Consider the following 25464-nt stretch of genomic DNA (forward strand, 5'->3'; position numbering starts at 1 on the left):
ACTCCTCCTAAAAGTAGAGGGTACAAATGCCTTGCATATGTGGGGCGAGATAAGATATAAAGAATCAAAGAAAATGAATTGTTCTTATCCTAGTTTTTCTTTCAGAAACTGCCCTGTATAGCTTGCTCCGCAGGCGGCAACTTCTTCCGGAGTACCCACTGCTACGATATTTCCACCTTTATCTCCACCTTCCGGTCCGAGGTCGATTACATAATCGGCACATTTGATGACGTCCATGTTATGCTCGATGATAACGATGCTGTGTCCCCGGCGAATCAACGCGTCGAAAGCATCCAGAAGTTTGCGGATATCATGGAAGTGCAATCCTGTAGTCGGCTCGTCAAAGATAAACATCGTCGGGTCGGCTTTCTCCTGACTTAAATAAAATGCGAGTTTGACACGTTGGTTCTCACCACCGGAAAGGGTAGAAGAAGCCTGTCCTAATTTGATATATCCCAGTCCTACGTCCTGCAAAGGAAGCAACTTTTTCACAATTTTCTTCTGTCCATGTTCGTTGAAGAACTCAATCGCTTGGTTGACGGTCATCTCCAATACATCGTAGATGCTTTTATCGTTGAATTTCACTTCCAGCGTGTCGGATTTGAAGCGTTTTCCGTGACAAGATTCACACTCCAATACCAAATCTGCCATAAACTGCATTTCTACAGTGATGGTTCCTTCTCCTTTACACTCTTCGCAACGTCCGCCTTCACTATTGAAACTGAAGAATCCGGGGGTATATCCCATTTGCTTCGCCAAAGGCTGTTCGGACCATAGTTTGCGGATTTCGTCGTAAGCCTTGATGTAAGTCACCGGATTTGAGCGCGATGATTTGCCAATCGGGTTCTGATCTACAAATTCTACATTCCGCAGGTCACGCAAACTTCCTCCGATTGAAGAGAATTCTCCCGGTCGGTCGCTACATTCGTCTAATTCACGCTTCAATGCCCGGAAGAAAATATCTCTCACCAATGTACTTTTTCCGGAACCGGAAACACCCGTAACAACTGTCATTACATTGAGCGGGATACGTACGTTTACTCCTTTCAGATTATTCTCACGTGCACCTTTCAGTTCGATATAGTTATTCCACGGCCGGCGATGCTCCGGAACGGGTATTTCATCTTCTCCTAAAAGATAACGTACCGTATAACTATTGCTTCCCTTCTTCAAATCCTTCAGATCGCCTTGGTAAACGACTTCTCCGCCCAGGCGTCCGGCATTGGGACCTATGTCGATAATGTAATCCGCCGCACGGATAATCTCTTCATCGTGCTCTACCACCACTACCGTATTTCCTAATTGTTGCAGTTGACGCAACACATGGAGCAGGCGGTCTGTATCACGGCTATGCAGTCCGATACTTGGCTCATCGAGAATATAAAGACTACCCACAAGGCTACTTCCCAATGAAGTTGCCAGATTGATACGCTGGCTTTCTCCACCCGATAAGGAATTACTAAGCCGGTTCAAAGTCAGATAGCCCAAACCTACATCGATTAAAAAGCGAATCCGGCTGTTTATTTCAATCAGAATACGTCGGGACACATTGCTGTCGTGCTCATCCAGTTCCAGATGATCGAAGAATTGCTTCAGTTCTGTGATAGGCAAATCCACCAGTTCGGAAATATTCTTTCCGCCCACCCGTACATATCCGGCTTCCGGTTTCAGGCGGGTGCCGTGGCATTTCGGGCAAAGCGTCTTCCCCCGGTAACGTGCCAGCATTACCCGATATTGTATCTTATATTGATTCTCTTCCAGCATCTTGAAGAAATCATTGATGCCGTGGAAGTATTGGTTGCCTTCCCAAAGTAACCGGCGCTGTGCATCCGTCAACTCATAATAAGGAGTGAAAATAGGAAAATCGAATTTATCCGCATTGTGGATCAGTTCTTCTTTCCATTCACCCATCTTTTCTCCACGCCAGCATACGATGGCTCCTTCATATACCGATAATGAACGATCCGGAACGACTAAGTGCTCGTCAATGCCGATAACTTTGCCGAATCCTTCGCACACCGGACAAGCGCCAATAGGCGAGTTGAATGAAAACATCTGGTCGTTCGGTTCTTCAAAGATGATGCCGTCCGCTTCGAATTTAGTGCTGAAAGTATGTAGTTTTGTGGTGCCATCCGATAGGAAAAAGCGCAGCATACAGGTTCCGTCGCCTTCGTACATGGCTGTTTCGGCAGAATCAGTCAGTCGGCTGATGGCGTCCTTGCTAGTGGCAACCGCCATACGGTCAACCAGCAGATAGACTTCATCACCTGCCACAGGTGTATATTCATCGATTCGTTTCATTTCACCGTTCACTTCGATACGGTTGAATCCTTGTTTCAGGTCTATCTCCAGTTGCTGTTGCAATGTGCGGTCTTCACGCAGGCGGATAGGCGTCAGTACCGTATATCTTGTGCCTTCCGGATAGGAAAGCATACAGTTGACGATGTCTTCTGTGGAGTGCTTCTTCACTTCCTGCCCGCTGATGGGACTATACGTTTTCCCCACCCGTGAATATAACAGGCGTAGATATTCGTAAATTTCAGTCGAGGTGCCCACAGTGGAACGGGGATTACGGCTGTTTACTTTTTGTTCGATGGCAATGGCGGGAGGAATCCCTTTGATAAAGTCACATTCCGGTTTGCTCATTCTCCCCAAGAACTGACGCGCGTAGCTGCTTAAACTTTCTACGTAGCGGCGTTGTCCTTCTGCATAAAGGGTATCAAAAGCAAGTGATGATTTTCCCGAACCCGACAATCCGGTGATAACAACAAGTTTGTTGCGGGGAATATCTACATCGATGTTTTTTAGGTTGTTGACTCGTGCGCCTTTGATCGAAATATAGTTGTTTTCTGACATAAAATACTCCTTTTTTATGGTAGTCGGCAAAGTTAGCGAATTTATCGGGAGTTTGTATTATCTTTGCGTCACATTATTACGATTTAAGAATATTATGAAGCTGAAAAACTATCTTTTACTTTTAGCTCTTCTTCTGGTGGCAGGAGTGAGGGCGCAGGTGCCGTCAGGCAATAAATATCCTAAACGTGAATTCCGTGGAGCATGGATACAGGCTGTCAACGGCCAGTTTCGTGGTATTCCCACAGAGCGATTGAAGCAAACATTGATTAGCCAGTTGAATTCTCTTCAGGAAGCCGGTATTAATGCGATCATTTTTCAGGTGCGCCCTGAAGCGGATGCATTATACGCTTCCCAATATGAACCGTGGAGCCGTTTCCTGACAGGAACACAAGGACAGATGCCTTCTCCTATGTGGGATCCGATGCAGTTTATGATTGAAGAATGTCAGAAACGGAATATGGAGTTTCATGCCTGGATCAATCCTTATCGTGTGAAGACTTCATTAAAAAACAAGTTGGCGCCGGAGCATATTTATCACCAGCATCCGGAATGGTTTGTTACTTATGGCGATCAGCTATACTTCGACCCGGCACTTCCTGAAAGTCGGGAGTACATCTGTAAAATTGTGACTGATATCGTGTCTCGTTATGATGTGGACGCTATCCATATGGATGACTATTTCTATCCTTATCCGGTTAATGGATTGGATTTCCCGGATAATGCGAGCTTTGCCCGTTATGGTGGAGGTTTCACGAATAAGGCAGATTGGCGTCGTAGTAATGTGAATGTGTTGATAAAGAAGCTTCACGAAACGATTCGTGGCATCAAGCCTTGGGTGAAGTTCGGTATCAGTCCGTTTGGTATCTATCGTAACCAGAAGAGTGACCCGTTGGGAAGCAATACCAATGGCTTGCAAAACTATGATGATCTTTATGCTGATGTACTGCTTTGGGCACGTGAAGGATGGATTGATTATAATATTCCGCAGGTTTATTGGGAAATTGGTCATAAAGCGGCTGACTATGAGACATTGGTGAAATGGTGGGCTACTCATTCGGAAAACCGGCCGTTGTTTATCGGTCAATCTGTGCCGAAGACTGTTCAGTTTGCCGATCCGCAGAATCCTTCTATCAATCAGCTTCCCCGTAAGATGGCTTTGCAACGTGCTTATCAGACAATCGGAGGTAGTTGCCAATGGTATGCGGCAGCTGTTGTTGAGAATCAGGGTAGATATCGTGATGCTTTAATCAGTGAATATCATAAGTATCCGGCTTTGGTTCCAGTCTTTGATTTTATGGATGATAAAGCTCCGGACAAGGTGCGCAAAATGAAAAAGGTATGGACAGAAGATGGCTATATTCTGTTCTGGACTGCTCCGAAAGCCGATACGGAGATGGATAAGGCTGTTCGATATGTAGTCTATCGCTTTGGCAGCAAAGAGAAAGTGAATTTGGACGATCCTTCACATATTGTAGCTATCACTCGCAATCCGTTCTACAAACTTCCTTATGAAACAGGAAAAACAAAATACCGTTATGTAGTGACTGCTTTAGATCGTTTACATAATGAATCGAAATCCGTAAGTAAGAAGTTGAAACTGTAAAGGTATAGAATAAACAACGATAAAACGGTGAACACTCTGCAGCATGATAACGCAGTTTGTTCACCGTTTTTTGTTTACTGTTCAGCCGCTTGCTATTAATAGAGCAGCAATCCCGCAATGCCGCAAGCGATAATCATTAATATCGGATTGGCTTTATATTTTCTTGTTCCGATGAAAGCAATCAGGAAGATAATGATACTGATAACGAATGAGTAAGTATCTTCCGTAGGTGAACCGAAGTTTTCTACATTCATTAGTACCAACGCGGCGGAGGCGAGCAATCCGACTACTGCCGGGCGTAATCCGCTAAATATAGATTCTACTATCGGATGTTTCTGGTATTTCAGGAAGAATTTACTGATGGTCAACATCAAGATGAAAGAGGGAAGGACTACGGCAAAGGTAGCAATGATGGAACCCCATACGCTACCCGTAGAAGTAAATCCTACATAAGTAGCTGCGTTGATACCGATAGGGCCCGGTGTCATCTGGCTGATTGCGACAATATCCGTGAACTCCTGCGAACTCACCCATCCATAGCGGGTCACCACTTCGCCTTGAATCATGGAAAGCATGGCATAACCGCCACCGAAGCCGAAAAGCCCGATCTTGAAAAATGTATAGAATAACTGTAGGTAAATCATTTGATTAATAATTTATTATATAATAATTTCAGGCACGGATTACGCGGATTTTACGGCTTTTAGAATTATGAATCTGTAAAACAACAGCGTTAATCCGTGTAATCCGTGCCTTCTCAGCTCTCCATTCTCAACTTTCAACTTTTTTAATCTTTCCCCACAGGAAACCTCCTACACCGGCAGCAATAATAATCCAGATAGGGGAGAAGCCCAACAGCCAGATTAATAATGCCGAAACAACCGGAATCCACAGATTGTAGCGGTTGATTTTCGCAGATCGTCCCATGGTAAAGGTCGGTGCGGCAATGAGTGCTACCACTGCCGGTCGGATTCCCTTAAAGATGCGCTCCACTATCGGATTGTCTTTGAAACTATGAAAGAACAGGGCGATAGCTAATATAATAATGAAAGATGGCAAGATTGTTCCCAATGCCGTGATAATACTTCCCCGGATTCCACGCAGTTTATATCCTATAAAGATAGAAATATTGACTGCCAAAATTCCCGGAGCGGATTGGGAGATAGCCAGCAGATCGATAAAATCTTCCTGCGCAATCCATTTCCGTTTGGTGACAATTTCATTTTCAATCAGTGGCACCATTGCATACCCTCCTCCAATGGTAAAGGCGCCTATTTTAAAAAAGATTCCAAATGCTTCTAGATAAATGTTCATTCTTTCTTTTCTCCTCCTTCCTTACTAACTGCTTTTTTCTCTTTGCCATATTGACTGGGACTTACATTATAATGCTTTTTAAATACTTCGCGGAAGTACTTGGCATCACTGAATCCTGTCATTTCTGCAATTTCTGTTATGGTATGTGTGTCTTCTTTTAGTAATTGTACGGCACGTTTCAGACGAATCAGCCGGATATAATCTCCCGGCGCCTGATCGGTCAATGCCCTTAATTTATTATAGAAACTCGTGCGGCTCATTCCCATCAGGCTGCATAATACATCTACCGTGAGAGCCGGATTGTCAATGTTATCTTCCACGTTCTTTTTGACGTTTGCAATGAATTTCCAATCAATATCCTGTGAACAGTTGATGCAGTCTTCATCATGCTCCTCATCATCTAGATCCAGATTGGCGTATTTACTGCGCAAGAGTGCACGATTGGCCAGCAGATTGGAAACGTTTGCTTTCAATATACCGATGTTGAACGGTTTCACAACGTATTCATCCGCACCAATCTGAAGTCCCGAAAGAATATCTTTCTCATTATTCAAAGCTGTCAGCAGGATGACAGGGATGTGAGAAGTCTCGATATTATTCTTGATAGCCTGACATAATTCATCCCCTCGCATTTCCGGCATCATAATGTCTGAAATGACCAGTTCCGGTTTGTATTCGGGGATAATCGTCAGTGCTTCTTTTCCATTGGAGCATACCTGTACGACATATTCTTCTGACAATGTCTGTGACAGATAGTTACGCAACTCATCATTATCCTCTACAATCAAGATTCGACGATGGTTTATATTTTCTTTTTTCTGTGCGTTCTCGTAAATTTCAGGTGATGGAGGCGGAACGTTGTCGATAGCCTTTATTTCCTGACGCTGTTTGCTAGGAGTTGCCAAATGTGCTTTCCGGAAGCGCTTGCTGTCTTTAGGGAATGTTATTTTGATGACTGATCCCTGGTTTTCAATACTTGACAGATTAATCTTTCCTTTATGCAGGCGGACTAGTTTCCATACAAGCATCAGCCCGATGCCACTTCCTGTCACTTTGGAATTAATAGCATTACTGCCACGGAAATGAAGTTTGAACAATTTCTTTTGTTCGTTGGCCGGGATGCCGATTCCTGTGTCTCTGACTTCCACGCTCCATGAGTCAGATGTTTCTGAAACGAAAATCTGTACATTTCCATTTTCCGGAGTATATTTCAGTGCGTTCGAAATGATGTTCTTAAAGATAGATTCCATCTTTTCTTTATCAAACCATACATTCATATACCTGAAATTACTTTCATAAGTAAAGTTGATGTGCTTGATGTTGGCGTACTGCAGGAACGCATTGAATATTTCATTCATAAACGTGTTTAGCTCATGCTCTGAAATATATAATTCGGAAGAATATACGTCCGCTCTTTCAAAGTTGATAAGATTGGTGGTAAGACGCAGCAAGGCATTTACGTTTCGTAATGCCGTATTCATGTTGGAAATACCTTCTTTGCTCAACTCCTCTTTCTCGCGTAGTTCTTCCAAAGGTGCTTTGATAAGCGTCAATGGGGTACGGATATCATGTGCCGTATTGATAAAGAAGTGTATTTTCTCATCGGAGACTTTGCGCTGCTTTCTTAAAATCAGGATACGCAATAGAATGATGGCAATGAGACAAAGGAAAGCCGCATAAAGCAGCATAGCCCAAAATGTCAGCCAGAAAGGTTGGGCTATGACAATGTCCATGCTTCTTTCTTCAAGCATGATGCGTTTGTCTTCATTGGAGATGGCACGCACTCTTAGCGTATATTTGCCCGGCGCAAGATTGGTGTAACGAATCGTATTCTCGGTTCCGGGTTTGCTCCATTCGTCATAAAAACCTTCTAATCTCCAGGAATAAAGAACGTTGGAGGGGTAGTCATAATTGATGGAAGAAACCTGCAAAGAGAAAATATTCTGATTGTATTTCAACTTCAGTTCCTTTGTTTCATTGATGCTTGCTTTTAACGGAGAATCTTCATCACCCGGATAGATTGTCTGATAGAAAAGCTTGAAATCGCTGAAAATCATTTTAGAGGTATAGCTTCTGGGTAATTTCATGTCCTTGTCAAACTCTACGGCTCCGTCTGAACTGCCTAAAATGAATTTATTGTTTTTTCGCAGTGTGCCTGACAACGCATTGAAATGTGTAGTCATCAATCCCATGTCTTTGGTCCAGTTATGAAATTTCTTTTCTTCGGGATAGAAGCTTGTCAGTCCGCTTTCTGTACTCATTATAATGTCTTTGTCCGCATCCGATAATATAGTGTAGATATTATTGGATATTAAAGCACTGTTTTCAGAGTGGTAATGAGTGAACAGTTTTTTGTTGACATCGTAAATCAATAGTCCCGATCCGCTGGTACCTATATATAATAATCCGTTTTTTGCCTGATACAAAGAGTAGATATAGTTCGATTCTACCGGAAGTTTGATACGTTCAAATTTCCCGGATTCTTTATCTAAAAGGCACAGGCCGGCCGCACTACCGATCCACATGCTTTTTTCATCTTTCTCAACGATGGCGGTAATGGAATTTAATCCATCATAAAACCGTATGTCCTGCGTTTTTAGATTGATGCGTTTGAGGTTATAGAAACCTCCGGACCAGATATAACCCTGCATATCTGTACGGATATCACGTATGTATTTATCCGGTCGCTTGTTACTATGAGTGTACAAGGGCGGCATGAAATAGCTGACGTTGAACGTCTTTTTATCTATCTGGTGAGCACCGGAAGAGTACCCGCCTGCCCAGATAATTCCGGGAGCTACTTCGCATACGGTAAGAAAGATATGGCTTTTATTACCTTGCGACTCTTCAAAAGTACTAAGCACCGAACGCCATTGGCCGGTTTTTGAATTGAGGAAACTGATGCCATTGTTTGTTGCGAACCATAAATCTCCGTCTCTGTCTTCGATAATGGCGTTCACCTGATCGTTGATTAAAGACTGTTTATTGCCGATGGAGTGTTTGATCCATTTGTAGCCGGTATAACGGTTGTTTTGTATGGTGATTCCGATGGGATAATTAGCTAGCCATATCCGTTCTTCATCATCTACAAAGATGTCATTGATGCTGTTACCATTCATACCATTGTTACTGTTATAATCAGCCACAATTTCGGGTAGTATCTGATAAGTGTCCACATTTATTTTGTGTACTCCTCCACCGTCGGTTGCTATCAGTAATTCCTTATCATTTAATGGTCTGAATCGTGTGATACTGATATCTTTCAAATTCTGTTCCGGGCGTATGACAGATTTGGTATTCATATCGTAAATCATGATTCCCCGTAGAAAAGTGCCGATGAATAGTTTACGAATCTTTTTGTCGAAATATAGATCGATAACCTGGGCTTTCAGGCTCTCCAGCTTATCACAATTGATAAGTTCCAATGCGTTATTTTCCAGCTTGGCGTAATGAATACCCATCTCTGTGCCGATAAAGAAATGCGACTCGTCTATCTGTTCAATATCAGTGATTTCTTCACTGATATCGTTCTTTATATGGGTGACCTGTTGGGTTTCTGTGTTATAGAGAAAGATTGTATCCTTATTGCACAGCCAGATGTGTTTACTCTCGTCAAGCCAGGCATAAGTGACCGGATCCGGTTGCTCACTGAAGCTTTCCATCGGTAACTTATATACAAGATTGAAACAGTCGTGAATCTGGTCATACCGGAACACTTTTCCTTTCTTTCCGATTTCCCATAAAACTCCTTCCTGATCGATATAAAGCCAGTTCAGATTTAACAGAGAGTTTATTTCTACATCACCATCCATTAACTTATATCGTTTAAAATCTTTTCCGTTGTATCGATCAATACCTTCGTGTGTAAGGAACCACATGTAGCCGGTTTTATCTTTTTGAATGCAGTAAACCCGCCGGTTACTTAACCCATCCTCCACTCCAAGATATCGATACGTCTGCGCGACACAAGTTAGAGGAAACAATAAGATTAGAAAAAGCCATTTTTTCATACAAATAGGACTTTTAAGGGTTATTGAATCTTTAATGAGGGGGAAAGTTTGACAAAATTAAGAAGATTTTCCGATATTACAAAATTTTGAAGAAAGATAACAGCGTTCTCCAAATGAAAGAAAACAGACTATTTTATAGGTATTTATACATACTGTTTGTTTTCGGAGTTTTGGTATCTATAAAGGGACTTTCGGTAGAGCGAAAAGTTACGTAAAACAAGAGGCTGGCACTTTAAAAAGTACCAGCCTCTGTAAATATAGGAATGATTTATTTCATTTTAGCTTCCACCCATTTGCGAGCGTTGACAAACGCTTCTATCCATGGAGTAACCTGATCGCTGTTCTTGCGGTCTGCCGGATAACAACCGTTTTGCCATGGGAAGATGGCACGTTCCAAGTGGGGCATCATCGCCAAATGACGTCCGTCTGCACTGGCAAGTCCTGCGATGGAGTAGTCTGAACCGTTCGGGTTGCCCGGGTACTCATCGTAGCTGTATTTCGCCACTACATTGTATTTGTCTTCATCGTATGGCAGTGAGAATTTACCTTCTCCGTGTGCTACCCAGATACCCAGTTTACTTCCGCTTAGTGAACCGAACATCACACTGCGGTTTGTTGGGATAGTCAGGCCGACGAAAGTAGACTCGAATTTATGGGAGTCATTGTGTAGCATCTTGCCTTTTTCCTTATGTTCAGGGTTGATCAGACCGAGTTCCATCATCAACTGGCAACCGTTACAGATACCTAGTGAAAGTGTGTCTTCACGAGCATAGAACTTGTCGAGCGCTTCTTTCGCTTTCGGGTTGAACAGGAAGCCGCCTGCCCATCCTTTGGCAGAACCCAAAACATCGGAATTAGAGAAACCACCGCAGTAAACAATCATGTTTATGTCTTCCAGTGTTTCGCGTCCGCTGATGAGGTCGGTCATCGTAACGTCTTTTACGTCGAAACCTGCCAGATAGAGTGAGTAAGCCATTTCGCGCTCACCGTTTGTACCCTTCTCACGGATGATAGCCGCACGGATACCGCTTGGGGTACGACGGTCCGGAGTGATACCGTATTGAGAAAGCTTACCTTTGAATTCCGGCATGAAAGCGAATTCAACAGGTTGCATCTTATAGTTTTCGAAACGTGCTTTTGCGCAACCGTTCATCGATTGTTTGCGGTCGAGCAGGTAAGAAGAAGAATACCATACATCACGCATATAATCGATACCGAATTGGTAAGTAGCACCGTCTTTAGATACCAAAATGTGGCGTTCGTCAGTCGGTTTACCCAGCTTTATATAGCCTACGCCGGCGTCTTCCAAAATCTTCTTCACTTCATCCTTATGCTTGTCGCTGATCTGGATAACGATACCTGGGTTTTCCGCGAACAGAATTTTAACGATATCTTCTTCCTTCATCTTGTCGAGGCTGATTTCCAAACCGCCTTCTACATTAGAGAAGCACATTTCGAGCAATGTAGTGATTAAACCACCGGCAGATATATCGTGTCCTGCAAGGATCAATCCTTTGTTTACAAGTTCCTGTACGGCAAGGAAAGCGTCACGGAAATATTCGGCATCCTGTACGCAAGGTACTTCGTCACCCACTTTACCCAAAGATTGTGCGAAAGCCGAACCACCTAATTTCAGTTCGTCGAAGCTGAAGTCAATATGATAAAGCGTAGTCTTTTCATTGTTAACCAATACCGGAGATACCACTTTCTTCACGTCGGAAACTTCACCGCCGGCAGAAACAATCACAGTTCCCGGAGAAATCACTTTCTCACCGTTCGGATACTTTTGTGTCATAGACAAAGAATCTTTTCCGGTAGGCACATTGATTTGCAGTGCGCAGCAGAAGTCGCTCAATGCTTTTACAGCCGTGTACAGACGGGCATCTTCACCTTCTTGAGAACGGCAAGGCCACATCCAGTTGGCAGACAGAGAAATACTGTCCATACCTTCCGCCATCGGAGCCCAAACAAGATTGGTCAGTGCTTCGGATACGGAAAGAATAGAACCGGCAGCCGGATCAGCCAATGCAGCTTGCGGAGCATGTCCGATAGAAGTAGCGATCCCTTTTTCACCACGGTAATCAAGTGCTACGACACCGCAGTCGCTCAACGGCAACTGAAGTTCACCTTGGCATTGCTGGCGTGCCACTTTACCTGTTACCGAACGGTCTACCTTATTCGTCAACCAGTCTTTGCAGGCAACAGCTTCAAGCTGCAATACATTTGTCAGATATTCATGTAATTTAGACAATTCGTATTTCGGCATTTCGTAATGACGTTCCACGGTTTTGTCTACCATATATGTCTTGGGAGAAGAACCGAACATCTGCTCTACGGCAAGATCAAACGGACGTACACCGTCAGCCTGTTGGAAGGCGAAACGATGATCGCCGGTTGTTTCACCGACTACATACATTGGAGCGCGTTCGCGTTCGGCAATCTTACGTACATGTTCGATGGCTTCTTCTTTAATCAATAGACCCATACGTTCCTGGCTCTCGTTGGCGATGATTTCTTTTGCCGATAAAGTCTTGTCACCGATAGGCAATTTACTCATCTCGATTAAACCACCACATTCTTCCACTAGTTCGGACAGACAGTTTACGTGTCCGGCAGAGCCGTGGTCGTGGATAGAAACCACCGGATTTACCTCTTCTTCACAAAGAGCGCGTACCACATTGTTGGCGCGTTTTTGCATTTCAGCATTAGCGCGTTGTACGGCATTCAACTCGATACCACTGCTGTAACGACCGGTATCTACAGAAGATACGGAACCGCCACCCAGTCCGATACGATAGTTGTCACCACCGATTACTACCACTTTGTTTCCTGCTTCCGGTGTACCTTTCAGGCAGTCACGTTGTGTGCCGTAACCCACACCGCCGGCAAGCATGATTACTTTATCGTAACCATAAACTTCCTTGTTTTCCGTATGTTCGAAAGTCAGTACCGAACCGCAGATCAGCGGTTGGCCGAACTTGTTACCGAAGTCGGAAGCACCGTTGGATGCTTTGATAAGAATCTGTTCCGGAGTCTGGTACAACCATTTGCGTACCGGAAGAATTTCTTCCCATTCGCGTCCTTCATCGGTACGCGGGTAAGAAGTCATGTAGACAGCAGTACCTGCAATCGGCCATGAACCTTTACCACCACCCATACGGTCGCGGATTTCACCACCAGTACCGGTAGAAGCGCCGTTGAACGGTTCTACGGTAGTCGGGAAGTTATGTGTTTCCGCTTTCAGTGAGATAACGCTCTTGATGTCTTTTATCTGGAAGAAATCAGGTTTTGAATGATCTGCCGGAGCAAACTGTTCAACAACCGGACCTTCAGCGAAGGCTACATTATCTTTATAAGCAGAGATGATTTTATTTGGATTTTCCTGTGTCGTCTTTTTAATCATCTGGAACAGAGAGGACTCCTGTTCTACACCGTCGATGATGAACGTTCCGCCGAAGATTTTGTGGCGGCAGTGTTCGGAGTTGATTTGTGCGAAACCGAATACTTCAGAGTCAGTCAGTTTTCGTCCGAGATCATTTTCCACTTTCTTCAAGTAGTCCATTTCCTCTTTAGAAAGAGCCAGACCTTCTTTTTCATTATACACTTCGAGATCTTCGATGTAGATGATCGGTTCCGGCTGACGGTTTGTCGTGAATACGTTTGGGTCGAGTCCTTTGTACATGCGTTGGAGCATCGGGTCGTAGTCAGCGTTTTCGTCCTTAACAGGGAAGTACTCCTCGATGCGGCTGATGCCTTCGAGCCCCATGTTTTGGGTGATTTCTACTGCGTTTGTACTCCAGGGAGTGATCATTTCGCGGCGTGGGCCAACGAAACAGCCTTTCAGGTTTTCTTCACTTTCCATCACGGCTTCGCCAAAAAGCCAGCAGAGTTTATTACTTTCGTCAGGGGTGAGCTGATGGTTGCTCTCTACGGCAATCACGCTCTTGGAAGGGGTTCTGAAAAAAAGAATCATGTTGTATATTTACGATTTTACGATTTACGATTTTACGATTGAAGTTCCTGCAGGAGAAACTCTTCTCTTTTTCTGTGGCGCAAAGATAATCAATTTCGTTGGTGGTAGGAAAAAAATAGAGAATAAATTCCTATACCTTATTTAATATGTTTATTTTCGATGTACGTTTTACTTATTATCGCTATATATAGTGATTCTTGTGTGGAAAAAACGTTAATATACTATCCCCATATCACAAAAAAGTGCGATATTTGCGACATGATTCAGATAGAGACAATATTCGATATATTAGTGAAAGGCTTTATTATTGGCGTTGTTGTGTCCGCACCCCTCGGTCCGGTGGGCGTATTATGCATCCAGAGGACTCTGAATAAAGGGCGTTGGTACGGATTCGTAACGGGGCTGGGAGCCTCGTTGAGCGATATAGCCTATGCTTTGCTCACCGGTTACGGGATGAGTTTTGTGTTCGATTATATTAATAAGAATATTTTCTATCTGCAGTTATTGGGGAGTGTCATGCTACTCCTTTTTGGTATATATACCTTTCGTAGCAATCCGGTGCAATCCATTCGTCCGGCTTCGTCCAGTAAAGGTTCTTATTTCCATAATTTTATTACCGCCTTTTTCGTCACTCTATCCAACCCCTTGATAATCTTCCTGTTTATCGGACTTTTTGCCCGCTTTGCCTTTGTGCAGCCGGGAGTCCTGGTGTTTGAAGAGATCACGGGATATCTTGCAATTGCTATAGGAGCATTGACCTGGTGGTTGGGAATCACTTACTTTGTGAACAAGGTGCGTACCAAATTCAACTTGCGTGGTATCTGGATACTGAATCGTGTTGTAGGAAGTATCGTAATGCTGGTATCCCTTGCAGGGCTAATTTATACTTTGTTGGGAGAGTCACTTTATTAAGAGATAACTTATGAATCAGATAGCACAACAACTGAAAGAGAGAAATATTGCCGAATACCTTATATATATGTGGCAAGAGGAAGACTTGATCCGCGCCAATCATTGTGAACCGGAAGAGATGGAGGCAAATGTAATTGTCCGTTATCCGGAAGATCAGCGGCCTGCCATGCGAGAATGGTATACCAATCTGATAACGATGATGGGCGAGGAAGGAGTACGGGAAAAAGGGCATCTGCAGATTAATAAGAACGTGATTATCAATCTGACAGAGTTGCACAACGCATTGTCCTCTTCTCCTAAATTTCCTTTTTACAGTGCCGCTTATTTCAAGGCATTGCCATTTATCGTAGAATTACGGAATAAAAACGGCAAGAAAGATGAGCCCGAACTGGAAACCTGTTTTGAAGCGTTGTATGGAGTGCTCCTGCTTCGTCTTCAAAAGAAACCTATCAGCGAAGGCACTGCCAAGGCAGTGGAAGCTATCACTAGTTTCCTTTCTATGTTGGCAAATTATTATGATAAAGACCGTAAAGGTGAATTAAAACTGGATGAATAAATGAGAATTTTAGTAACGGGTGCCAACGGTCAGCTTGGCAATGAGATGCAGGTGCTTGCGAAAGAGAACCCGCAACATACGTATTATTTCACAGATGTGCAGGAGCTCGACATTTGTGATGCGCAAGCTGTTTGGGCTTATATGGCAGAGAAGCAGATTGAGCTTGTTGTTAATTGTGCAGCTTATACAGCTGTAGATAAAGCAGAAGATAATCAAGAATTAGCATACAAATTGAATTGTGAAGCACCAAAACAACTGGCAAGTGCGGCCCAAGCCAATGGTGCTGCCATGATACAAGTATCTACTGACTATGTATTTGACGGTACTGCGCATACTCCATACACAGAAGAGTGCGATCCCTGCCCGGATTCTGTGTACGGCACCACTAAACTGGAGGGAGAAAAGGAGGCAATGAATTGCTGTGAGAAAACAGTCGTTATCCGTACTGCATGGCTCTATTCCACTTTCGGTAATAATTTCGTGAAGACGATGATTCGTCTTGGAAAAGAGCGTAACAGTTTGGGGGTTGTTTTCGACCAAATCGGAACTCCGACATATGCCAATGACTTGGCACGGGCTATCTATACCATTATTAATAAAGGTATAGTTCGCGGTATTTACCATTTCAGCAATGAGGGAGTTTGTTCCTGGTACGATTTCACAGTAGCTATTCATCGCCTGGCAGGAATAACCACCTGCAAAGTGACCCCTTTGCATACAGCCGAATATCCTGCGAAAGCAAACCGTCCGGCATATTCCGTGCTTGATAAAACAAAAATAAAAACAACGTTCGATATAGAGATTCCTCATTGGGAGGAGAGCCTCAAACAATGCATTGATAAAATTATGAAAGATGAATAATGAATTTGGCTATGTTATTCCAGCATAGCCCATTCATGCTTATAATTCATAATTCTAACTAAAAAACTATGGCAGATAATACAGAAATTTTGAGACGGCGGACGTTCGCCATTATTGCGCATCCGGATGCCGGTAAGACATCTTTGACGGAAAAGTTATTGCTTTTCGGAGGTCAGATACAGGTCGCTGGCGCGGTAAAGAGTAATAAGATTAAAAAGACGGCTACATCCGACTGGATGGAAATCGAGAAACAACGTGGTATTTCGGTAACGACTTCCGTGATGGAATTCGACTATCGGGACTATAAGATTAACATTCTCGATACTCCCGGTCACCAGGACTTTGCCGAAGATACATACCGCACGCTGACGGCTGTGGACAGCGTTATCATCGTTGTAGACGGTGCAAAAGGTGTGGAAACGCAGACGCGTAAACTGATGGAGGTGTGTCGTATGAGAAAGACTCCGGTAATTATCTTCGTCAACAAAATGGACCGTGAAGGAAAAGACCCGTTCGATTTGCTCGATGAACTCGAAGAAGAACTGATGATTCAGGTTCGTCCCTTGTCCTGGCCGATCGAGCAGGGAGCACGTTTTAAAGGAGTATACAATATCTACGAACAGAAACTGGACTTGTATCAGCCATCCAAACAGATGGTGACAGAGAAAGTGGCAGTCGATATTCATTCGGAAGAACTGGATCAGCAAATTGGCAAGTCGTTGGCAGACAAGCTGCGTGGTGATTTGGAACTGATTGAGGGTGTTTATCCGGAATTTGATTCGGAATCCTATTTGGCAGGAGACTGTGCGCCTGTATTCTTTGGATCGGCGTTGAACAACTTCGGTGTGCAAGAGTTGCTGAACTGTTTCGTAGAGATAGCTCCCAGCCCTCGTCCTGTACAGGCAGAAGAGCGTGAAGTGAAACCTGACGAACCGAAATTCACCGGCTTCATTTTTAAGATAACTGCCAATATTGATCCTAACCATCGTTCTTGTGTGGCATTCTGTAAGATTTGCTCGGGTAAGTTTGTCCGCAATGCTCCATATACACACGTTCGTCATGGAAAAACAGTGCGTTTTTCATCGCCTACCCAGTTTATGGCACAGCGCAAAACAACGATCGACGAAGCTTATGCAGGAGATATTATCGGTCTGCCGGATAATGGTACTTTTAAGATTGGCGATACATTGACAGAGGGTGAACAGCTTCATTTCCGCGGATTGCCGAGCTTCTCGCCGGAGATGTTCAAGTATATCGAGAATGCCGATCCGATGAAACAGAAACAGTTGGCAAAAGGTATCGATCAGTTGATGGATGAAGGTGTGGCACAGCTGTTTGTCAATCAGTTCAATGGGCGTAAGATTATTGGTACGGTGGGACAGTTGCAGTTTGAGGTCATTCAGTATCGTTTGTTGAATGAATACAATGCGTCCTGTCGTTGGGAGCCGGTAAGCCTTTATAAGGCTTGTTGGGTGGAGAGTGATGATCCGGCGGAACTGGAGGCTTTCAAGAAACGTAAATACCAATACATGGCAAAGGATAGAGAAGGGCGCGATGTGTTCCTGGCAGACTCCGGTTATGTACTTCAGATGGCTCAGATAGACTTTAAACACATAAAATTCCACTTTACGAGCGAGTTTTAAGACATATTCGTACGATTTTAACTAAAAAATCAGGTAAAAAAAGGAAAAACATATCTCATATAAATGAGTGAAGAGAAATGAAGACACTATCTTGGGATAAGATTCAGCAAGGGGATGAAGAGGCATTCCGGCAGCTTTATGAGCAATATGCAGATTTACTGTATGGATATGGCATGAAGATAGCCGGTGATGATACTCTGGTGACCGAAGCGATACAGTCGTTGTTTGTTTATATCTTTGAGAAAAGAGAAACTTGCGCGGCGCCTCAATCCATACCCGCTTACTTGTGTGTTTCGTTGAGACACATGATAGTGAACGAGCTGAAAAAAGAGAATAGTGGATCATTCAAATCACTGGATGAAGTAGGCACAAACGAATATCAGTTTGATCTGGAGATCGATATTGAAACTGCTATTATCCATTCAGAGTTGGAAAAAGAACAGCTGGAAGTTTTGCAGAAAGAACTGAATAATTTGACAAAGCAACAGCGGGAGGTATTGTATCTGAAGTACTATAAGAAGATGAGTCCGGAAGAAATAGCCCAGGTGATGGGGCTCACTTCGCGTACAGTTTACAATACTACTCATATGGCTATATCCAGTTTACGGGAGCGCATGAGCAAATCTTTCTTGTTACTGGTGGCGGCTAATTTGTGGATTTTTAATTGAGGTGAGATATGGAAAAGTGGACAGAATCTTTAGATAAATACCTGGAGGAAGGTAAGCTTCCTCTAATGGGCGAAATATTTTCCCGTAAGAAAGAGATAGGCGATAAATTAAAGTTGCAGCGCGAAGAAAGCCATAAGATTACCTTAAGCCGGAAAAGAAAACAAAGTGTCGGAAAAAGCTTCTCCTTTTCTTGGGGAGTGGCAGCTGCGGTTGTCTTTCTTTTGGGGGTAGGCAGTTACTTCCTGGCAGAGGAAAAAGTGGCGACAAGTAATACTGCAATGAATTATGAATTGCCCGATGGCAGTAGTGTGCAGGTGATGGAAAACTCACGTTTGACTTACAATCATATAACATGGCTTTGGGAACGTAAGTTGCAATTGTTGGGTAAAGCCTCTTTCAATGTGACTAAAGGCAAGACATTTACCGTCAGCACTGAAGCCGGTGACGTGACGGTGCTCGGCACTAAATTCCTGGTCGATCAGCAGGGAAAGAAGATGTTCGTAAACTGTGAGGAAGGAAGCGTGAAAGTTGAGACTGCCGTAGGTAATCATACATTGCTTGCCGGAGAAAGTGTGCGTTGCGATGAAACCAAGATTGTACCTGTAGAAAAAAAGGCGGAAGAATCGGAGTTCCCTGAAGTGTTAGGATATGAAGATGACCCGCTGATAAATGTAGTGGCAGATATTGAGCATATATTTAAGGTAACAGTCGTCGGGCATGAGAAGTGCGAGGGACTGACCTACAACGGGACGGTCTTAACGAAAGACCTGAACGCCACACTGGAAAAAGTTTTCGGATCGTGTGGAATCAGTTATCAAATACGAGGGAAAGAAATTATTTTGCAATAAAAAAAGCCTCTTCTGACTATCCGGAAGAGGCTTTTTTGTTTTTCTTCAAATTTTCTTCGTTTTTTCTTGGTAAAAAAGCAACGAGTGCTTCTCTTTCTAATAGATGAGCTATTTAATGATGTTTGAAGAAAACGGTAGAATTGATTAGAAGATTAAATGTTGTAGAAGAAATTAGAAACTATCCGGTAGAAATAAGGCCGGGATTCAAAACAAACAATGTTTTAAAAGAAATACAAACTAAGACTCAAAGCAAACAATAGACAGTGGCAGATGAATCATTCCTGCCACAGACGTAAGCCGGAAAGGTTCCCTCATCGGAAGTAATATGAGCTTTAGAGGCTTGTTTTTTTCCGATCAAACAGACTTAGTTGGCTTAAAAGGGTTTTTCTGCTAGACTGCTACGCTAATTAAAAGAATGAAAGCCGTGATGGCGCATGAGAGGTTTAACAAGACCGGTTTTATCTGGTAGTTTAATAGTAGGTTAAGAGAGTATAAAACCAGAAAAGGGCTGAACCGGTCTATCATTGAGTATTTTTATTTAATAATTGTTTTATCAGAGTGTGAGAGAAAGTTGAGGGGCTTTCTCTCACATTTTTTTGTAGGGACGATAAATCGTTCAATGGTAAATCATCTGGTTTTTCAATCAGAGAAATGACGTTTTTATACATTATATTCCTTTCTTAATTTATTTTATAATAAAAATTTGGTATTTTCGAACGCTTTTTGGACAAACAACTTAAAATACTAATAGTTTATTATATGGAAAATATCGAAACAGCGATCCTGCTGATGGTGGTCGGAATGGCTACCGTGTTTGTTATTCTGCTGATTGTGATTTGTTTAGGTAAGTTGTTGATTACATTAGTCAACAAGTATGCTCCTGAAGAAGTGGTTCCTGTGAAGCGGGAAGCATCGCAAGGTCCTGCCCCTGTTCCGGGAAACATCTTAGCCGCCATTACAGCTGCTGTAAACGTGGTGACACAAGGTAAAGGAAAAATCACTAAAGTAGAAAAATTATAAATCTATAAAGAATATCACTGAAAGACATGAAAAGAGAAGTAAAGTTTAGTTTGGTTTTCCGAGATATGTGGCAATCTGCCGGAAAATACGTACCTCGTGTAGACCAACTCGTAAAGGTAGCTCCTGCCATCATTGAAATGGGCTGTTTTGCCCGCGTAGAAACAAATGGCGGAGGTTTTGAACAGGTAAATTTATTGTTTGGTGAAAACCCGAATAAAGCTGTGCGTGAATGGACAAAACCGTTCCATGAAGCCGGTATTCAAACCCACATGCTCGACCGCGCACTGAACGGACTCCGTATGAGCCCCGTTCCGGCAGACGTCCGCAAATTATTCTACAAAGTAAAGAAAGCACAAGGAACAGACATTACCCGTACATTTTGCGGATTGAACGACGTGCGTAACATTGCTCCTTCCATCACATACGCGAAGGAAGCAGGCATGATTTCGCAATGTTCGCTTTGCATCACTCATTCGCCTATCCATACCGTAGAGTACTATACCAATATGGCGTTGGAACTTATCAAACTGGGAGCAGACGAAATCAGTATCAAAGACATGGCAGGCATCGGTCGTCCCGTATCATTAGGTAAGATCGTAGCAAATATCAAGGCGGCACATCCCGAAATCCCTGTTCAGTATCACAGCCATGCAGGTCCCGGATTCAACATGGCAAGCATCCTCGAAGTATGCGAAGCCGGTTGTGACTACATCGACGTAGGCATGGAACCACTATCATGGGGAACAGGTCACGCTGACTTGCTTAGTGTGCAGGCAATGCTGAAAGACGCCGGATATCAAGTGCCCGAAATCAATATGGAAGCCTACATGAAAGTGCGCGGCATGATTCAGGAATTTATGGACGACTTCCTCGGCTTGTATATCAGCCCGAAAAACCGTCTGATGAACTCCTTGCTGATTGCTCCCGGACTTCCCGGCGGTATGATGGGTAGTCTGATGGCCGACCTCGAATCCAATTTGGAATCAATCAATAAATATAAGGCAAAACACAATCTGCCGTTTATGACGCAAGACCAGTTGCTCATCAAGCTTTTTGATGAAGTGGCTTATGTATGGCCTCGTGTCGGTTATCCTCCATTGGTGACTCCGTTCAGCCAATACGTGAAGAACCTCGCCATGATGAACGTGATGGCCATGGAAAAAGGAAAAGAACGTTGGGGAATGATTGCAGATGATATCTGGGATATGATTCTGGGTAAAGCCGGACGTCTGCCGGGCAAACTTGCTCCCGAAATCATTGAAAAGGCGGAACGTGAAGGCCGTAAGTTCTTTGAAGGTGATCCGCAGAATAACTATCCTGATGCCCTCGACAAATACCGCAAACTGATGAAAGAGAACAAATGGGAAGTGGGACAGGACGACGAAGAACTCTTCGAATATGCTATGCACCCGGCTCAATATGAGGCTTATAAGAGTGGCAAAGCAAAAGAAGACTTCCTGGAAGACGTAGCCAAACGTCGTGCCGAAAAAGATAAATCTCCGGAAGAAGACGCCAAACCGAAGACACTGACCGTACAAGTGGACGGACAGGCTTATCGTGTGACGGTAGCATACGGTGATACCGAACTACCTGCTGCTCCTGCAAGTGCTGCAGCTCCGGCAGGAGAGGGTAAAGAAGTACTTTCTCCGTTGGAAGGCAAGTTCTTCTTAGTGAAAGGTGCGCAGGAAACTCCTTTGCAAGTAGGTGATACAGTGAAAGAAGGTGATGTAATCTGCTATGTAGAAGCGATGAAGACCTACAATGCTATCCGTGCGGAGTTTGGCGGTACGGTGACTGCTATCTGTGTCAACCCGGGAGATGCTGTTTCAGAAGATGACGTATTAATGAAGATAGGATAATGAACGAAATATTTGAGAACTTATATGACATGACTGCGTTCAGCAATATCATTGCCGAACCGCAGTTCCTGATAATGTATGCCATCGCGTTCGTCCTGCTCTATTTGGGTATTAAGAAACAGTACGAGCCGTTGCTGCTTGTTCCCATCGCTTTCGGTGTGTTGCTAGCCAACTTCCCCGGAGGAGATATGGGCGTGATTCAGGCAGACGAGAATGGTATGGTGATGGTAAACGGAGTGTTGAAGAACATCTGGGAAATGCCTTTGCATGACATTGCCCACGAACTGGGAATCATGAACTTCATCTACTATATGCTGATTAAAACAGGTTTCCTGCCTCCGATCATCTTTATGGGTGTCGGTGCGCTGACGGACTTCGGGCCGATGTTGCGTAACCTGCATCTTTCTATATTCGGTGCAGCTGCACAGTTGGGTATCTTTACCGTGTTGCTGGTAGCCATCCTGATGGGATTCACTCCACAGGAAGCCGCTTCTCTGGGCATTATCGGTGGCGCGGATGGTCCGACAGCCATCTTTACCACCATCAAACTGGCGCCGCATTTGCTGGGCCCGATTGCCATTGCCGCTTATTCGTATATGGCGCTCGTTCCGGTGATTATTCCGCTGGTAGTGAAACTGTTCTGTACGAAGAAAGAGTTGAGCATCAACATGAAAGAACAGGAAAAGAAGTACCCTTCGAAGACTGAAATCAAGAACCTGCGTGTATTGAAGATTATCTTCCCGATTGTGGTAACTACTATTGTTGCCCTCTTCGTGCCAAGTGCAGTGCCTTTGGTGGGTATGTTGATGTTTGGTAACCTGGTGAAAGAAATCGGAACCAACACATTCCGCTTGTTCGATGCTGCTTCTAATAGTATCATGAATGCTGCCACCATCTTCCTCGGACTGTCCGTAGGAGCAACGATGACAGCCGAAGCATTCCTCAACTGGACAACAATCGGTATTGTGATCGGTGGATTCCTTGCGTTTGCACTTTCTATAACCGGTGGTATTTTCTTTGTGAAACTGGTAAATCTCTTCTCGAAGAAGAAAATCAATCCGCTTATCGGCGCCACTGGTTTGAGTGCCGTTCCGATGGCGAGCCGTGTAGCCAATGAGATTGCTTTGAAATACGATCCGAAGAATCACGTATTGCAGTATTGCATGGCAAGCAACATCTCCGGAGTAATCGGTTCTGCCGTAGCTGCGGGTGTGTTGATTTCCTTCCTTGCGTAAGCGAGGAGAATCTTCATCATTGAAGATTTTATTTCTTCATGGAGAAATACTTTTTATACATTCAAGTTTGGCAGACTCATTTGATAACGCTACCTTTGTGAGTAATGTATAACAGTAAAAACGGAAAGCGTATGAGCACAATGTCATTAGAGGCGGAAAAGAATGCACTGATTCGTCAGATTCTGGATGTGGATGATATAGCTATCCTGAAAAAGATAAGATCAATGTTGAATCATGAAGAAGAACAGGTGAGGGTAGTTGCTGAAGAGGCAACTCCTTATCGGACAAAGACCGAAATTCTGGAAAGCCTTGATGAGGCGTGCAAGGAATTGAAGTTGAATCTGGAAGGTAAGCTGGATTTTAAGCCAGCGGAGGATTTGCTGGATGAGTTGTGATATAACGTATTCTCCTCGTTTTGCGAGAGAATTGAAAAAATTGAGCAAACATTACAAATCTCTGAAGTTGGATTATGCCAATTTATTGGAATCTCTGAAAGCGAATCCTGAACAAGGAGTCAGTTTGGGTAATAATCTTCGTAAGGTTCGTATGGCCATTACTTCGAAGAATAAAGGAAAGAGCGGAGGTGCGCGAGTGATAACCTATACGGTGATTCTGACAGAGGTAGATTCGGAAATAAAGTTGCTTACTATCTACGACAAGTCCGAATGTGAAAGTTTGACAGATAAGGAAATAGAAGATATCCTGAAGCAAAACGGTATTTTGTAATCCTTATGATATAAAAAGAAATCGTCCTGTTTCACGGTTACGTGATAACAGGACGATTTCTTTTATAAGACTAAGACTTTGTGAACAAGTTTCTTTTGTTTCTAAATTTATTCACTAATTACCTTTCTGTATTCCGCTACCGCCATCTTTTCCGACAGATACGCATTAATCAGATTGGTGTGCGCCTGGGTCCATGACAATTGCGCGGAGAGCACATCCACCATATTTGCCTTTCCCTCATTATACGAGAAAGAAACCAAATCAAGATTTTCATTAGCCAGATTCATAGTCTCTTTGGCGGTTTTCACTTGATATTCCGTTTCCGTCAGTTTGGTCAGGGCGGCAGAAAGTTCCTCATTGATATGATCGGTCACATAGCTTTGTTGCAGTTTCTGTATGCCGATATACGCTTTCTGCTGACGGTTTGTTTTGAATCGGGCTCCCCAACGGAAGATCGGTATATTCAGGTTAATGCCGATGATGGGATTGAAAGAAATATCATAACCGAGGTTAGGCGTTCCGGTAGCCCATCCACCGCTGAAATACATATTCAGCTGCGGGTTGAATTGGCTAAGAGCCGCTTTGCGTTGCGCCTGACTCCTCATGATGTTCACCTCCGTACTTTCATAATCCGCCCGACGTTGCAGTACATTCTCCAGAGAAAGGATCTGCACCGGAGCGGAAGCCGTGTCAATCGTGTACAGACTGTCTATGGGATTGTTCGGCTCTTCTCCCATCAGGATATTCAGCTTTTGCAGTGCCAGCGTATAGTTCTGACGTGCCTTGATATATTGCAATTCCGCTTCTTTCAGCCGGGTGGAAATCATTAATAAGTCCGTGCGGCCAATCATCCCGTCGTTGAAACGATCCTGAATGATGTCATACTGTTGCTTCACGATATTTTGATACTTGTCTGCCGCCTGCAACATAGCCTGTGAAGCGGAAGCATTCCAGTAAACCGCATCGCTCTGATAATGAATCTGGTCGATGGTAAGCTCCTCATTTAGTTGATCCAGTTTTTCGTCCGCTTTGGCAATCTTGTGCTGGGCGTTGAGTGCCCCGCCCGTGTACAACGGTTGCGAGACGATAAAGACACCTTGATAGGTGTGATTGCGGTATTCGCCTACCGGTTCGTTCCATGCATTAAGGTCGCTCATGTTGAGGGTTCCGTCCGCATTGACATCAATTTTGGGCAAGAATCCCGTGTGAGCAATCTTCCGTGCTTCCGTACTTGCTATCGTTTTTAGTTTCTGTTGTTTCAGAATTTGACTGTAAGCTTCCACTTTATTCCGGTAAGCTTCCCGGCTAAGATAGGGCTGTTGTGCCCCGGCTGTGAGGCCGAGGAGCAACAGTGACAGAGTTATAAGTTGAGTTTTCATT

The 25464-nt window shown here is 43.8% G+C and carries 18 protein-coding genes; 12 read left to right on the top strand and 6 right to left on the bottom strand.

Annotated elements, in window-relative coordinates; all coding sequences use genetic code 11:
• Window positions 1–84: 84 nt before the first annotated feature.
• Window positions 85–2856 (bottom strand): excinuclease ABC subunit UvrA, encoded by a 2772-nt coding sequence (gene uvrA, locus I2I04_RS13285; protein ID WP_143259380.1) that lies wholly within the window; start codon window positions 2854–2856, stop codon window positions 85–87.
• Window positions 2857–2872: 16 nt separating this feature from the next.
• Between uvrA and I2I04_RS13290 the strand changes: the two genes are divergently transcribed.
• Window positions 2873–4459, top strand: coding sequence for a glycoside hydrolase family 10 protein (locus I2I04_RS13290; protein WP_185911523.1), 1587 nt, complete (start codon window positions 2873–2875; stop codon window positions 4457–4459).
• Window positions 4460–4554: 95 nt separating this feature from the next.
• Here the strand turns inward: I2I04_RS13290 and I2I04_RS13295 are convergent, their stop codons facing one another.
• From I2I04_RS13295 to purL, 4 genes are all read right to left on the bottom strand, one after another.
• Window positions 4555–5103 (bottom strand): chromate transporter, encoded by a 549-nt coding sequence (locus tag I2I04_RS13295; RefSeq protein WP_143259381.1) that lies wholly within the window; start codon window positions 5101–5103, stop codon window positions 4555–4557.
• Window positions 5104–5230: 127 nt separating this feature from the next.
• Window positions 5231–5773 (bottom strand): chromate transporter, encoded by a 543-nt coding sequence (locus I2I04_RS13300; RefSeq protein ID WP_195470897.1) that lies wholly within the window; start codon window positions 5771–5773, stop codon window positions 5231–5233.
• Window positions 5770–9783 (bottom strand): response regulator, encoded by a 4014-nt coding sequence (locus I2I04_RS13305; protein ID WP_195655229.1) that lies wholly within the window; start codon window positions 9781–9783, stop codon window positions 5770–5772. The genes I2I04_RS13300 and I2I04_RS13305 overlap by 4 nt, the downstream gene beginning before the upstream one ends.
• A 268-nt stretch (window positions 9784–10051) precedes the next feature.
• A complete protein-coding gene (gene purL, locus I2I04_RS13310) occupies window positions 10052–13756 on the bottom strand; it encodes a phosphoribosylformylglycinamidine synthase (protein ID WP_195655230.1) in 3705 nt (1234 codons plus the stop codon).
• 258 nt (window positions 13757–14014) lie between these two features.
• On the opposite strand from purL, the gene I2I04_RS13315 reads away from it, so the two are divergent.
• The 11 genes from I2I04_RS13315 (at window position 14015) to I2I04_RS13365 (ending at window position 24084) form a co-directional block, all read left to right on the top strand.
• Window positions 14015–14668 (top strand): LysE family translocator, encoded by a 654-nt coding sequence (locus I2I04_RS13315; protein ID WP_195655231.1) that lies wholly within the window; start codon window positions 14015–14017, stop codon window positions 14666–14668.
• Window positions 14669–14678: 10 nt separating this feature from the next.
• Window positions 14679–15224 carry a DUF4924 family protein gene (locus tag I2I04_RS13320; RefSeq protein ID WP_143259385.1) on the top strand — a complete coding sequence of 182 codons (546 nt, stop codon included), beginning with the start codon at window positions 14679–14681 and terminating at the stop codon, window positions 15222–15224.
• Window positions 15225–16085, top strand: a complete 861-nt coding sequence (gene rfbD / locus I2I04_RS13325; RefSeq protein WP_195655232.1) for a dTDP-4-dehydrorhamnose reductase — start codon at window positions 15225–15227, stop codon at window positions 16083–16085. It begins immediately after the preceding gene.
• Window positions 16086–16153: 68 nt separating this feature from the next.
• Entirely contained in the window at window positions 16154–17728 is a 1575-nt protein-coding gene (locus I2I04_RS13330) for a peptide chain release factor 3 (RefSeq protein ID WP_143259387.1), read from the top strand.
• Window positions 17729–17805: 77 nt separating this feature from the next.
• Window positions 17806–18396 carry an RNA polymerase sigma factor gene (locus tag I2I04_RS13335; protein ID WP_004300948.1) on the top strand — a complete coding sequence of 197 codons (591 nt, stop codon included), beginning with the start codon at window positions 17806–17808 and terminating at the stop codon, window positions 18394–18396.
• 8 nt (window positions 18397–18404) lie between these two features.
• Complete coding sequence (locus I2I04_RS13340; protein WP_195655233.1) at window positions 18405–19244, top strand: FecR family protein; 840 nt, start codon at window positions 18405–18407, stop codon at window positions 19242–19244.
• Between the two features lie 759 nt (window positions 19245–20003).
• Window positions 20004–20264: an OadG family protein gene (locus I2I04_RS13345; protein ID WP_004311386.1), complete on the top strand. Its 261-nt coding sequence runs from the start codon at window positions 20004–20006 to the stop codon at window positions 20262–20264.
• 26 nt (window positions 20265–20290) lie between these two features.
• On the top strand, window positions 20291–22123 hold the full coding sequence (locus I2I04_RS13350; RefSeq protein ID WP_195655234.1) for a biotin/lipoyl-containing protein: 1833 nt from the start codon (window positions 20291–20293) through the stop codon (window positions 22121–22123).
• Entirely contained in the window at window positions 22123–23358 is a 1236-nt protein-coding gene (locus I2I04_RS13355; protein ID WP_004300937.1) for a sodium ion-translocating decarboxylase subunit beta, read from the top strand. The genes I2I04_RS13350 and I2I04_RS13355 overlap by 1 nt, the downstream gene beginning before the upstream one ends.
• Window positions 23359–23489: 131 nt before the next feature.
• On the top strand, window positions 23490–23753 hold the full coding sequence (locus I2I04_RS13360; protein ID WP_049703533.1) for a hypothetical protein: 264 nt from the start codon (window positions 23490–23492) through the stop codon (window positions 23751–23753).
• Window positions 23743–24084 (top strand): addiction module toxin RelE, encoded by a 342-nt coding sequence (locus I2I04_RS13365; RefSeq protein WP_195655235.1) that lies wholly within the window; start codon window positions 23743–23745, stop codon window positions 24082–24084. The genes I2I04_RS13360 and I2I04_RS13365 overlap by 11 nt, the downstream gene beginning before the upstream one ends.
• Before the next feature lie 107 nt (window positions 24085–24191).
• On the opposite strand, the gene I2I04_RS13370 is transcribed toward I2I04_RS13365, so the two are convergent.
• The gene (locus I2I04_RS13370; protein ID WP_195470904.1) at window positions 24192–25463 is read right to left on the bottom strand and encodes a TolC family protein; all 1272 of its coding nucleotides are present in this window, start codon (window positions 25461–25463) and stop codon (window positions 24192–24194) included.
• Window position 25464 lies beyond the last annotated feature (1 nt).

Source organism: Bacteroides sp. 1001136B_160425_E2 (genome assembly GCF_015559655.1).
In the GTDB taxonomy this organism is placed as follows: Bacteria; Bacteroidota; Bacteroidia; order Bacteroidales; family Bacteroidaceae; genus Bacteroides; species Bacteroides luhongzhouii.

Excerpts from the sequence above, each read along its gene's own strand:
- I2I04_RS13370 (WP_195470904.1), bottom strand. The coding sequence starts at position 25,463 with ATGAAAACTCAACTTATAACTCTGTCACTGTTGCTCCTCGGCCTCACA.
- I2I04_RS13355 (WP_004300937.1), top strand. The coding sequence starts at position 22,123 with ATGAACGAAATATTTGAGAACTTATATGACATGACTGCGTTCAGCAAT.
- uvrA (WP_143259380.1), bottom strand. The coding sequence starts at position 2,856 with ATGTCAGAAAACAACTATATTTCGATCAAAGGCGCACGAGTCAACAAC.
- purL (WP_195655230.1), bottom strand. The coding sequence starts at position 13,756 with ATGATTCTTTTTTTCAGAACCCCTTCCAAGAGCGTGATTGCCGTAGAG.
- I2I04_RS13330 (WP_143259387.1), top strand. The coding sequence starts at position 16,154 with ATGGCAGATAATACAGAAATTTTGAGACGGCGGACGTTCGCCATTATT.
- I2I04_RS13300 (WP_195470897.1), bottom strand. The coding sequence starts at position 5,773 with ATGAACATTTATCTAGAAGCATTTGGAATCTTTTTTAAAATAGGCGCC.
- I2I04_RS13340 (WP_195655233.1), top strand. The coding sequence starts at position 18,405 with ATGGAAAAGTGGACAGAATCTTTAGATAAATACCTGGAGGAAGGTAAG.
- I2I04_RS13345 (WP_004311386.1), top strand. The coding sequence starts at position 20,004 with ATGGAAAATATCGAAACAGCGATCCTGCTGATGGTGGTCGGAATGGCT.
- I2I04_RS13305 (WP_195655229.1), bottom strand. The coding sequence starts at position 9,783 with ATGAAAAAATGGCTTTTTCTAATCTTATTGTTTCCTCTAACTTGTGTC.
- I2I04_RS13365 (WP_195655235.1), top strand. The coding sequence starts at position 23,743 with ATGAGTTGTGATATAACGTATTCTCCTCGTTTTGCGAGAGAATTGAAA.
- I2I04_RS13335 (WP_004300948.1), top strand. The coding sequence starts at position 17,806 with ATGAAGACACTATCTTGGGATAAGATTCAGCAAGGGGATGAAGAGGCA.
- I2I04_RS13315 (WP_195655231.1), top strand. The coding sequence starts at position 14,015 with ATGATTCAGATAGAGACAATATTCGATATATTAGTGAAAGGCTTTATT.
- I2I04_RS13295 (WP_143259381.1), bottom strand. The coding sequence starts at position 5,103 with ATGATTTACCTACAGTTATTCTATACATTTTTCAAGATCGGGCTTTTC.
- rfbD (WP_195655232.1), top strand. The coding sequence starts at position 15,225 with ATGAGAATTTTAGTAACGGGTGCCAACGGTCAGCTTGGCAATGAGATG.
- I2I04_RS13320 (WP_143259385.1), top strand. The coding sequence starts at position 14,679 with ATGAATCAGATAGCACAACAACTGAAAGAGAGAAATATTGCCGAATAC.
- I2I04_RS13290 (WP_185911523.1), top strand. The coding sequence starts at position 2,873 with ATGGTAGTCGGCAAAGTTAGCGAATTTATCGGGAGTTTGTATTATCTT.
- I2I04_RS13360 (WP_049703533.1), top strand. The coding sequence starts at position 23,490 with ATGAGCACAATGTCATTAGAGGCGGAAAAGAATGCACTGATTCGTCAG.
- I2I04_RS13350 (WP_195655234.1), top strand. The coding sequence starts at position 20,291 with ATGAAAAGAGAAGTAAAGTTTAGTTTGGTTTTCCGAGATATGTGGCAA.